Annotated in this window: 13 protein-coding genes; 5 read left to right on the top strand and 8 right to left on the bottom strand. The window is 70.6% G+C overall.

Features of this window, described 5'->3' with window-relative positions:
* Positions 1-44: 44 nt before the first annotated feature.
* Positions 45-689: a hypothetical protein gene (locus tag OV427_RS10285; protein ID WP_267855913.1), complete on the top strand. Its 645-nt coding sequence runs from the start codon at positions 45-47 to the stop codon at positions 687-689.
* 3 nt (positions 690-692) lie between these two features.
* Here the strand turns inward: OV427_RS10285 and OV427_RS10280 are convergent, their stop codons facing one another.
* Positions 693-1169 (bottom strand): carboxymuconolactone decarboxylase family protein, encoded by a 477-nt coding sequence (locus OV427_RS10280; protein ID WP_267855912.1) that lies wholly within the window; start codon positions 1167-1169, stop codon positions 693-695.
* A gap of 124 nt (positions 1170-1293) precedes the next feature.
* Complete coding sequence (locus OV427_RS10275; protein ID WP_267855911.1) at positions 1294-2769, bottom strand: PLP-dependent aminotransferase family protein; 1476 nt, start codon at positions 2767-2769, stop codon at positions 1294-1296.
* Positions 2770-3011: 242 nt separating this feature from the next.
* Here OV427_RS10275 and OV427_RS10270 point away from each other — a divergent pair, with 242 nt between their 5' ends.
* Positions 3012-3323 (top strand): TetR/AcrR family transcriptional regulator, encoded by a 312-nt coding sequence (locus tag OV427_RS10270; RefSeq protein WP_267855910.1) that lies wholly within the window; start codon positions 3012-3014, stop codon positions 3321-3323.
* Here OV427_RS10270 and OV427_RS10265 read toward each other — a convergent pair.
* Positions 3245-3661, bottom strand: a complete 417-nt coding sequence (locus OV427_RS10265; protein ID WP_324289949.1) for a VOC family protein — start codon at positions 3659-3661, stop codon at positions 3245-3247. The genes OV427_RS10270 and OV427_RS10265 overlap by 79 nt on opposite strands.
* Before the next feature lie 360 nt (positions 3662-4021).
* On the opposite strand from OV427_RS10265, the gene OV427_RS10260 reads away from it, so the two are divergent.
* Together OV427_RS10260 and OV427_RS10255 are read left to right on the top strand one after the other, a co-directional pair.
* On the top strand, positions 4022-4228 hold the full coding sequence (locus OV427_RS10260; protein ID WP_163995947.1) for a cold-shock protein: 207 nt from the start codon (positions 4022-4024) through the stop codon (positions 4226-4228).
* A gap of 76 nt (positions 4229-4304) precedes the next feature.
* The gene (locus tag OV427_RS10255; protein ID WP_163995946.1) at positions 4305-4487 is read left to right on the top strand and encodes a hypothetical protein; all 183 of its coding nucleotides are present in this window, start codon (positions 4305-4307) and stop codon (positions 4485-4487) included.
* Between the two features lie 37 nt (positions 4488-4524).
* Here OV427_RS10255 and OV427_RS10250 read toward each other — a convergent pair whose 3' ends face one another.
* Positions 4525-5394, bottom strand: a complete 870-nt coding sequence (locus OV427_RS10250; RefSeq protein WP_267855909.1) for a LysR family transcriptional regulator — start codon at positions 5392-5394, stop codon at positions 4525-4527.
* Positions 5395-5501: 107 nt separating this feature from the next.
* Between OV427_RS10250 and OV427_RS10245 the strand changes: the two genes are divergently transcribed.
* Positions 5502-6392: an alpha/beta fold hydrolase gene (locus OV427_RS10245; RefSeq protein WP_267855908.1), complete on the top strand. Its 891-nt coding sequence runs from the start codon at positions 5502-5504 to the stop codon at positions 6390-6392.
* 19 nt (positions 6393-6411) lie between these two features.
* On the opposite strand, the gene OV427_RS10240 is transcribed toward OV427_RS10245, so the two are convergent.
* From OV427_RS10240 to OV427_RS10225, 4 genes are all read right to left on the bottom strand, one after another.
* Positions 6412-6765: a hypothetical protein gene (locus OV427_RS10240; protein WP_267855907.1), complete on the bottom strand. Its 354-nt coding sequence runs from the start codon at positions 6763-6765 to the stop codon at positions 6412-6414.
* Between the two features lie 54 nt (positions 6766-6819).
* Positions 6820-7665, bottom strand: a complete 846-nt coding sequence (locus OV427_RS10235) for an SDR family oxidoreductase (protein ID WP_267855906.1) — start codon at positions 7663-7665, stop codon at positions 6820-6822.
* Between the two features lie 91 nt (positions 7666-7756).
* Positions 7757-8386, bottom strand: coding sequence for a TetR/AcrR family transcriptional regulator (locus tag OV427_RS10230; protein WP_267855905.1), 630 nt, complete (start codon positions 8384-8386; stop codon positions 7757-7759).
* Between the two features lie 53 nt (positions 8387-8439).
* Positions 8440-9297 carry an SDR family NAD(P)-dependent oxidoreductase gene (locus OV427_RS10225; RefSeq protein WP_267855904.1) on the bottom strand — a complete coding sequence of 286 codons (858 nt, stop codon included), beginning with the start codon at positions 9295-9297 and terminating at the stop codon, positions 8440-8442.
* Positions 9298-9340: the final 43 nt, after the last annotated feature.

Raw genomic sequence — 9340 nt, 5'->3', positions numbered from 1 at the left:
CCCAGGCGGGTCCGTGGCGCGTGACGCCACCACGGAGGACGCGGATGTCGGGTCAGTCACTGGCGGCGAAGCTGATGGAGGGCGCGCGCGAGTGGGCGAAGCGGCTGCCGGGCGCGCTCGGTGAGGACGTGGCGGTGGACCTGGGGCGCAAGCGGCTGCGCCTGTCCCACCCCCGCGTGGAGATGGTGGTCCGCCAGCTCCTGCGCAAGGTGAAGCACCTGGAGCTGCGCGAGTGGACCGCGAAGCCCGATGTCTACGACGTGCGCCTGTCGGTGCAGGGCTGGAAGCTGCGCGTGCAGACGACGCTGGAGCGCGTGGAGTTGTCCAACGGCCGCTACCGGCTGTGGCTGCTCACGCCGGGCGTGGTGGAGCTGGAGGAGTCACGCACGGCCTCGTCCCTGGTGATGGGCGTGCTGCGCGTGGGCGCCGGACAGGCGGCGCTGCGCGCGCTGGCGGAGCGGCTGCTCCCGCCGGGCATCCGTTGGGACGGCAAGGTGCTCCAGATCGAGGGCAAGCTGCCCTCGGAGGGGCCGCTGCCAGCGAAGCTCTTCGACAACACCTCGCTGGAAGTGTCGGCCGAGCACTGCGCGGAAGGGCTGTGGCTCGGCGCCGAGGCGTGGCCGGGACTGATGGACCTGCTCCAGGTCCTCTTCGGCACCGAGCTGCCCCGCACGCCGCCCGGAACTTGAAGCTCAGCCGCCCTTCTGCGGGGACGCCGGGGCCTTGTAGGTGCCCGGCGTCGTCCGCGAGGCGATGGCCAGGCGGTTCCACGCGTTGATGGCGGCCACGGCGAAGGTGAGGTCCGCCAGCTCCTTCTCGGAGAAGTGCGGCTTCACGGCCTCGTACACGCTCTGTGGCACGTGCCCTTCCGTCACGACGGTGACGGCCTCCGCCCACGCCAGCGCCGCGCGCTCGCGCTCCGAGTAGTACGGGCTCTCCTCCCACGCATCCAGCCCGTAGAGCCGCTGCTCCGACTCCCCGGCGGCGCGCAAATCCTTCCAGTGCATGTCGATGCAGTACGCGCAGCCGTTGACCTGCGACGCGCGCAGCTTGATGAGGTGCAGGAGGTTCGCCTCCAGCCCGCACTCGTGCAGATAGCGCTCCAGACCCATCATCGCCTGGTACACACCCGGGGCAACCTTCGCGGGATTCAGTCGCTGTGCTTCCATGGCCCATCCTTCCGTGTGGCCGGGCGGCTTGCTGTCCCGGCGTTCGTGGGCCTGATGTAACGGGAGGCCCCAAGCCATACGAGAGCCACTTTCGAGCCGGCTCATGGGGCCACTTCCCGCCCCATCAACGTAGGGCCCGCGCCAGCCGGGACACCCCTTCGACGAGCTCCTTCTCCGGCACGCAGGCGTAGCCGAGCAGCAGTGCCCCGCGCCCCTGCCCGTGCAGCCGGAAGGCGGAGAGCGGGTTCGCCACCAGCCCCGCCCGGGCGGCGCGCTCCGACGCCTCGCGGTCGTCCACGCCCTCGGGGAGCCAGCCGACCAGGTGCATTCCCGTGTGCAGGGGCTCCACGTCCAGCAGCCCCCGCAGCTCGCGCCGGGCTGCCTCGACGAGCACCTGCTGCCGGGCGGCGTAGAGCACGCGCATGCGCCGCACGTGGCGGCTGAAGTGGCCCTGGGTGATGAAGTCCGCGAGCACCGCCTGGTCGAGGATGGGCGAGTGCCGGTCCATGTACCGGCGGGCGGCGCAGAAGGCGTCCACCAGGGACTCGGGCACCACGAGGTAGCCCAGCCGCAGCGCGGGCGACAGCACCTTGCTGAAGCTGCCGGTGTAGAGGACGCGGGCGTCCGGAGCGAGCCCCTGGAGCGCGAGCAGCGGGCGCCCCTCGTAGCGGAACTCGCTGTCGTAGTCGTCCTCCAGCACCCACGCATCCGAGCGCGCCGCCCAGTCCAGCAGCGCCCTGCGACGCCGCTCGCTCATCACCACGCCGAGGGGAAACTGGTGCGCGGGCGTGACGACGGCGAGCCGCGCGTCCGGACGCAGCCTGCGCCCCGCCTCCACGTCCAGCCCCTCCGCGTCCACGGGCACGGGGATGCGCGTGGCGCCCGCGGCGGTGAGTGTGCCATGCGCGGGGACGTAGCCCGGGTCCTCCACCCATACCGCGTCGCCGGGGTCCAGCAGCACCTGCGCCGCCAGGGTCAGCGCCTGCTGGGTGCCGTTGACGATGAGCACCTGCTCCGGCGCGCAGCGCACGCCGCGCGAGGTGGCGAGGTAGTCCGCGACGGCGCGGCGCAGCGGCGGGTGGCCCGCGGCGGGCACGTGCGACATCAAGTCCCGCCACGAGCGCTGCCAGCGGGTGTGGAGCAGCCGGCCCCACAGCTCGCTCGGGAAGCCGTCCAGCGAGGGAAGGCCCATGCGGAAGGCCATGCGTCCCGGGGCCATGCCGGCCGCGGGGTTTTCCAGCGGCGGCATCGTGGCCACCGCGGTGCCCCGCTTCGACAGCGCGGGCGCATCCACGCGGCGCTTCTCCGGCACCGGGGTGGAGGCGCGGCGCACGGAGAGCAGCCGCTCCGGCGGCTCGCGGGCCACGAACGTCCCCGAGCCCGTCTGGCCCACCAGGTAGCCCTCCGAGAGCAGCCGCGAGTACGCGTTGAGCACCGTGTTGCGGGACACGTCGAGCTGCTCCGCCAGCGCGCGCGTGGACAGCAGCCGCGTGCCCGGGGCCAGCCGCTCCGCGAGGATGGCCACGCGCAGCGCCTCCGCGAGCTGCTCCTGCAGGGGCGCGCCCGTGGACCCGTCCAGCACCAGCGACGTGGCCGCCATGACGGGCGGCCGCTTCCGGAGTCTTTGCCTCGAAGTCACTCCTGATTCACCTCGGTGATGTCCTACATCACCAACCATCACTGGGATTAACGGTAGAAAGCGCGCAGCGTCTCCGTCGTAGGGCTGAGTCAGGGAGCACCCGCCTGCATCGGGTGTCCAGGGGTCTGGCGGGACGGGCCCGCCGGGAAGAATGCGCCGGGTCTCCTCGTGGGGGCCCGGCTCGAGCGCAGGGGGAGAAAAGCATGTTCGGGCTGCCGTGGTTCGACCTCATCGTCGCGCCGGTGCGCATGAAGAACGAGGAGGGGACGCGCGACAGGTTGCTGCGGGCCGCGGCGGGGCTCGTGCGGGAGCAGGGCCCCGAGGCGCTGACGCTCGGGGCCGTCGCCAGGCGCGCTTTTGTAGGCCCGGGCGCGCTGCGCTACCACTTCGGGGGCAAGCGGGGCCTGGTGGAGGCGCTGGAGGCCCGACGGGTGCTTCAGGGGCCCTCGTCGCCCCACACGTTCGCCCGTCCTTCGAGCGGCCCCCGCTGGGGCCGGACGACGCAGAAGCGCTGACCGGAGGGCGCTTCCATCACCCACCAGCGCTTGATGAACTCCACCCGCTTCGCGCCCAGCGCCTCCAGTCGCTTCACCTCGGCTTCGATGTCATCCGTTTCAATGTCCAGGTGGACGCGGCTGGGGTGCCCCACCTTCTGCAGCAGCAGCATCGGCTCCCCATCCCCCGTCTTCAGCTCCCGGTAGTTGGGGCTGTCGGCGTCGGGCGGGTTGGCGGGCCGGCCGAAGGCGCGGCTCCAGAACTCCGTGGCGGCGTCCAGGTCGTCCACCTTGCAATCCAACACGAATGCGCACAGCCGGCTGTGGTGCATGTCTCCTCCAGGAGGGACGGAGGCCATGCGGCCCTCCGTGCGGGGGTCGGGATACACGGAAGACAGCGGGCAGGTGAATGCCTTGTGCACCGCCCCGCACTCCGTCGGCGCTCCGTGTCGGCTCGCGGATAATCCGCGACTCCCGCGTGCTGGAAACGGGCGAAACGGGCCCTGGCGCATTAGCTTGAGACTGCCGCGGGGCGCTTCCCTGGGGGGCAAGGGGCCGGAATTCTTCGGTTCTTCCGCCCGTTTCACTCCACGGCTGACAACCTGTGGATATTCGGGACCTTCCACAATCGACTTTGGTCCCCTGACAGGCTAGAGGCTGGCCCACCCCACGTCGGGACCTGGGGCGGCCTTCTGGCCGCATGCAGAAAGAAGAAGCACATGGCGACTGGCACCGTGAAGTGGTTCAACGACTCGAAGGGCTTTGGCTTCATCGCCCAGGACAACGGCGGCCCTGACGTGTTCTGCCACCACAGCGCGATCCAATCGGATGGGTTCCGGACCCTGGCCGAGGGCCAGAAGGTGGAGTTCGAGGCGAAGAAGGGCCCCAAGGGCCTTCAGGCCGAGAACGTCCGCATCGTTGGCTGAGAGCTAGGCTCCAGCACCCGTCGGCCCGGCTTCCTCACGATGGGGCCGGGCTTTTGTTTTCAGTGAAGGAGGCTCAATGCAAGGAAGATCCACGAAGCGCCAGAAGGAGCAGGCGCGCAAGCAGCACCAGCAGGAGAAGGACGTCAAGCGCTCCGAGCGGAAGAAGGAGAAGTCCGAGCGCCCCACCCGTCAGCCCGGCGATATCGACCCCGACATCGCGGACATCGTCCCCGGCCCGCAGCCGCCGCTGGAGTACTGAGACCCGGTCTCGGTAGAGGCCACGGGGCGTGTAGTGCTCAGCGGAACAGCGGGCCGACGAAGTCGATGAAGGCCCGCAGCTTCGGGAGTCGCTCGCGCCCCGGTGGCCACAGGAGCCAGTACGCCCCTCGCTCCATCAGGTGCTCGCGCAGGACGGCCACGAGCTGGCCCGACGCGAGCGCCGGTGCCGCGACGAGCTCCGGAAGCTGGGCGACACCCATCCCCTCCATCGCCACCAGCTGCACCGCCTCCGGGTGGTTGAAGACCAGCGTCCGGGGCACGTGCACCGGCGCGTCCTCGCCTTCCACCGAGAGTGCCCACGGCTCGAGGCGCCCGGTGGAAGGGAAGCGGAAGTGGATGCAGTCATGCTCCGCGAGCTGCGCGGGAGCGCGCGGCACCCCGCGCCTGCGGAGGTACTCGGGTGACGCGCACAGCACGTAGCGGATGGGCGCGAGCCGCCGGGCCTTGAGGCGGGAGTCGGCGGGCTCGCCCATGCGGAGGGCGACGTCGTAGGAGCCGGCGGCGAGGTCCACGATGGTGTCCTCCAGCTCCAGCTCCAGCTGCACATCGGGATACCGCTCGCGGAAGTGGCGAAGCTGGGGAACCAGCACGCGCAGGCCGATGATGGGCGGCACCGTCACGCGCAGCCGGCCCCGGGGCTTCGTGAGGCTCTGGGAGACCTCGGCCTCCGCGTCGCTCACCTCGCCGAGGATGCGCACGCAGCGCTGGTAGTAGAGCGTCCCTTCCTGGGTGAGCGACACGCGGCGCGTCGTCCTGTCGAGGAGCTTCACGCCGAGCCGCTGCTCCAGCCGCGCCACGCTCTTGCTCACCGCCGACGCCGTCGTCCGCAGCTGACGCGCCGCCCGGGTGAAGTTCCGCGTCTCCGCCACGCGGACGAACGTGGCCATCGTCGTGAGCGTCTCCATGGGTGGGACGCATTTATGACATGGATGTCCACGGTGTCATGCCTCCCGTCGGTCTAGCGGGGAAGGGGGCCGGCTCGTAGATAAGGGGCATGAAGACACCTCAGCCCGAGTCCGACGCGAAGGCGTTCCGCTACCGCACCGTGGACATCGACGGCCTCTCCATCTTCGTGCGCGAGGCCGGAGACCCGTCGGCCCCCACGCTCCTCCTGCTGCACGGCTTCCCCAGCTCGTCCTTCATGTACCGCGAGCTGATGGACGCGCTGAAGGACGAGTTCCACGTCGTCGCTCCGGACTACCCGGGCTTCGGCCACAGCTCGGCGCCGCGCCGGGGGGAGTGGCCCTACACGTTCGAGGCCATCACCGACGTGGTGGACGCGCTGACGACGCGGCTCGGGCTGGAGCGGTACGCGCTGTACGTCCAGGACTACGGCGCGCCCGTGGGCTTCCGGCTCGCGGCGCGGCACCCGGAGCGCATCACCGGCATCGTCACGCAGAACGGCAATGCCTACGAGCAGGGGCTGACGCCGCTGTGGGCTCCCATCCGCGCGCTGTGGGCGAACCGGAACGACGCGGCGGCGGAGGCGGCCGTGCGCGGCATCTTCACGCGCGAGTTCCGGAAGATGGAGCACTCGACGGGCATCCGGGACTCCAGCCGCGTCAACCCGGATGCGGCGCTGCTGGACCAGTTGCTGCTGGAGCGGCCCGGCGTGGCTGACGTGCAGCTCGACCTCTTCTACGACTACCGCACCAACGTCGCGGCCTACCCCGTGTGGCAGGCGTACCTGCGCCAGCACCAGCCGCCGCTGCTCGCGGCGTGGGGCAAGAATGATGCGGGCTTCGCCCCCGAGGGCGCGCTGGCCTTCAAGCAGGACGTGCCCGGCGCCGAGGTGCACCTGCTCGACAGCGGCCACTTCGCCCTGGAGGACCACGGCGACGTCATCGCCTCCCACGTGCGTGGCTTCCTGCGCCGCCTCTCCTGAGCGCGAGGCCCCTGGCGCGCTAGCGTGACAGGCCCGTGCCCGTCCGCCGCAGGTCCTGGATGGTGGACTCGTCCACCTCGAGCATCACCGAGGTGAAGCTCTCGATGAAGGCGAGGATGGCCTCGCGAGGCCCCTTGCGCCACTCGTCGCTGCCGTAGAATGCGTCCTGGCTGCGGTCCCGGTCGGCCACGCTCTCGTAGGCGCGGATGAGGAAGTACGAGACGTCGTCCTGCGGGGACGGGCCCGCGGAGACGACGTCCACCTTCCAGCGCTCCAGCATCGGCAGGGCCTCGCGCACGAAGAGGTCGTGGAAGGACTGCCGGGTCCCCGCCTTGAGGTTGTACGAGCGGACTTCAATCCAGCGTCGGGCCATGGGCGCAACGCTAGTCGCGGACCCGAGTGAAGTGCACGCGGTGGTGCGTGCCGCTCAGGAGTACGCGGCGCGGTGCTCCTGGCACCACTGCTCGAAGGTGTGAGCCGGGCGGCCGGTGACGCGCTGGACGTCATGCTTCAGGATGCCGCCGTTGCCGGACCGGATGGCGGTCCACAGCTCCATCAGTCCCTCCACCATCCACTCGGGCGCGCCGGACTTGCGGACGTTCTCCCCCGCGACGGTGACGGGCACGTCCACGCACTGGATGGGCCGGCCGAGGACGCCCGACAGGATGCGCACCTGGTCATGCGCGCTCAGCAACTCCGGTCCGGTCAGCTCGTAGATGTGCCCTTCGTGGCCGGAGGAGGTGAGTGCCACCGCCGCGACCGCCGCGATGTCCTTCGGGTCGATGGGCGCCACCCGGCCCTCCGCCGTCGGGGTGAACACCTTCCCCTGGGCGCGGATGGGCCCGCTCCACTGGAGCGCGTTGGACATGAACGAGCCCGGCCGGAGGAACGTCCACGCCATGCCGGACTCCTCGATGAGGCGCTCCTTCTCCCGATGCTGCCGGCCCATGCGGCTGTTCCCCGAGGTGCCCAGCGAGGAGACCTTCACCACGTGTCGGACGCCCGCCCGCCGGGCCTCCTCGATGAGCATCGGGTCCGCGGTGTCGCCTTCGCCGGTCAGCAGGGTGACCATGAACAGGCGTTCCACGCCCTGCACCGCGCGCTGGACGGTGGCGCGCTCGCCGAGGTTGCCGATGATTCGCTCGATGCGGGCATCCAGGTGGGACACCTTCCGCTCGTCACGCGTGACGATGCGAAGCGGCGCCCCCTGTGCCGACAACTGCTGGACCAGCTCACTGCCGATGTTTCCCGTCGCTCCGGTGATGAGGATCATCTCTCGCTCCTGGCTGCGTGTGGGCTTCGTAATTGATTGGTCATTCATTAATCAGGCGTGAAGAAGACGCGTGCACCGTGCCTTCGAGGATTCAGCGCCGGGGAGGGCGCTCGGGGGCCAGGCCCACCCAGAGGGAGTGGACCACGCCGCGGACATACGCCTGCTGCGCGGCGGGCTGCTTGCGCACCTTGTCGACGACCACCTGCAGGAAGTTGTGGTGCCACAGGGCGCCGATGAAGGTCTGCGCGACGATGTCGAAGTCGCCGTCGCGAAGGCGCCCCAGGCGGGCCTCGGCGGCGAGGTACTCCGCCACCTTGCGCGTCCTCCGCGCGGAGCGCTCCGAGGCGCTCGCCATCGGGTGCTGGGTGCGCGGGCCCTCCTCGGCGTCCGGGCGGTTGCTCCAGGCCATCATCGTCGTGGGCGTGAAGCTGGAGAACTGCTCCAGCAGGTGCGTGCCCAACTCCACGAGCGTGTCCTCGACGCTGCCCTTGCCCACCCGGGCGTCCAGGTCGATGGGGAGCAGGTGCTCGGGGTCTCCCTGCGGCGCCATCGCCGCGCGGAAGAGCGCCTCCTTCGTCTTGAAGCGCTTGAAGAGGATGCCCGGGGAGACCTTCGCGCGCTCGGCGATTTCCAGGCTCGTCGCGCGCATGCCGCGCTCGAGGAACACCTCGCGCGCGGCCTTGAGGATGTCTTCGTCCTGGATGGTGACGGGCCGGGCCATGATGGGTTAGTGATTGGTCAATATCCTAATGAGGCCGGCCGGGCCCGTCAACGCTATCTGCGGGCGGGGGCCGCGCCCGGGGCCAGCTTGGGGGCCGTGGGGCCACGGGGCTTCATCATCCGCGCGGCGACGCGGACGGTGAGCGTCCTGGAGAAGATGCGGGGCAGGGAGGACTGGATGCGGTTGCGCCAGCCCGGAATGACGGAGGCACGGCCCTGTTCCAGGCCCCGCAGGCCCGCCGCCGCGACGTCCTCGGGCGTGGCCATGATGCCCACGGCCGCATCACGGGTGCCCACCACGTCGAAGAAGCCCGTCTCCACGGGACCCGGGCACAGCGCGAGCACGCGCACGCCGCGCTCGCGCGTCTCGCCCCACAGGGCCTCGGTGAACGAGAGGACGAAGGCCTTGGTTGCCGCGTACACGGCCATGTACGGCACTGGCTGGTAGCCGGCGATGGAGGCCACGTTGATGATTCCACCCGTCCCGCGCGCGAGCATGGCGGGCAGGAACAGGTGGGTGAGGTCCATCAACGCGGTGACGTTGAGCATCACCTGCTCGTGCTCCCGCTCGAAGGGATTGGCGTCGAACGGCCCCAGGGAGCCGAAGCCCGCGTTGTTGATGAGCAGGTCCACGGGGAGGCCGCGCGCCTCGCACGCGGCATGGAGCTGGCGCGGGGCATCCGGGCGGCTGAGGTCCGTGGCGAGCACCTCCGCGCGGATGCCGTGCGCCGCGGACAGCTCGGTGGCCAGCGCGCGGAGCTTGCCCTCCGAGCGCGCCACCAGGACGAGGTCCAGGCCGCGCGCGGCCAGCAGGCGGGCGAAGGACTCACCGATGCCACCGGACGCACCGGTGATGAGGGCGCGGTGGCCGGGGGAGAGGACGGAGGAGAGACGGGGATTCGGAGCGGTCATGTGCTAGAGAATGTGAGCGCGGACTCACGTTCTCAACTCGCCT

The organism is Pyxidicoccus sp. MSG2 (genome assembly GCF_026626705.1).
In the GTDB taxonomy this organism is placed as follows: domain Bacteria; phylum Myxococcota; class Myxococcia; order Myxococcales; family Myxococcaceae; genus Myxococcus.
The sequence above is the reverse complement of the archived record's forward strand: the minus strand, read 5'-3'. Positions and strand labels throughout refer to the sequence as shown.

Bases quoted from the DNA above. Each gene is read 5' to 3' on its own strand.
- OV427_RS10245 (WP_267855908.1), top strand. From the start codon at position 5,502: ATGAAGACACCTCAGCCCGAGTCCGACGCGAAGGCGTTCCGCTACCGC.
- OV427_RS10265 (WP_324289949.1), bottom strand. From the start codon at position 3,661: ATGGCCTCCGTCCCTCCTGGAGGAGACATGCACCACAGCCGGCTGTGC.
- OV427_RS10275 (WP_267855911.1), bottom strand. From the start codon at position 2,769: ATGGCGGCCACGTCGCTGGTGCTGGACGGGTCCACGGGCGCGCCCCTG.
- OV427_RS10240 (WP_267855907.1), bottom strand. From the start codon at position 6,765: ATGGCCCGACGCTGGATTGAAGTCCGCTCGTACAACCTCAAGGCGGGG.
- OV427_RS10225 (WP_267855904.1), bottom strand. From the start codon at position 9,297: ATGACCGCTCCGAATCCCCGTCTCTCCTCCGTCCTCTCCCCCGGCCAC.
- OV427_RS10260 (WP_163995947.1), top strand. From the start codon at position 4,022: ATGGCGACTGGCACCGTGAAGTGGTTCAACGACTCGAAGGGCTTTGGC.
- OV427_RS10285 (WP_267855913.1), top strand. From the start codon at position 45: ATGTCGGGTCAGTCACTGGCGGCGAAGCTGATGGAGGGCGCGCGCGAG.
- OV427_RS10230 (WP_267855905.1), bottom strand. From the start codon at position 8,386: ATGGCCCGGCCCGTCACCATCCAGGACGAAGACATCCTCAAGGCCGCG.
- OV427_RS10270 (WP_267855910.1), top strand. From the start codon at position 3,012: ATGTTCGGGCTGCCGTGGTTCGACCTCATCGTCGCGCCGGTGCGCATG.
- OV427_RS10280 (WP_267855912.1), bottom strand. From the start codon at position 1,169: ATGGAAGCACAGCGACTGAATCCCGCGAAGGTTGCCCCGGGTGTGTAC.
- OV427_RS10255 (WP_163995946.1), top strand. From the start codon at position 4,305: ATGCAAGGAAGATCCACGAAGCGCCAGAAGGAGCAGGCGCGCAAGCAG.
- OV427_RS10235 (WP_267855906.1), bottom strand. From the start codon at position 7,665: ATGATCCTCATCACCGGAGCGACGGGAAACATCGGCAGTGAGCTGGTC.
- OV427_RS10250 (WP_267855909.1), bottom strand. From the start codon at position 5,394: ATGGCCACGTTCGTCCGCGTGGCGGAGACGCGGAACTTCACCCGGGCG.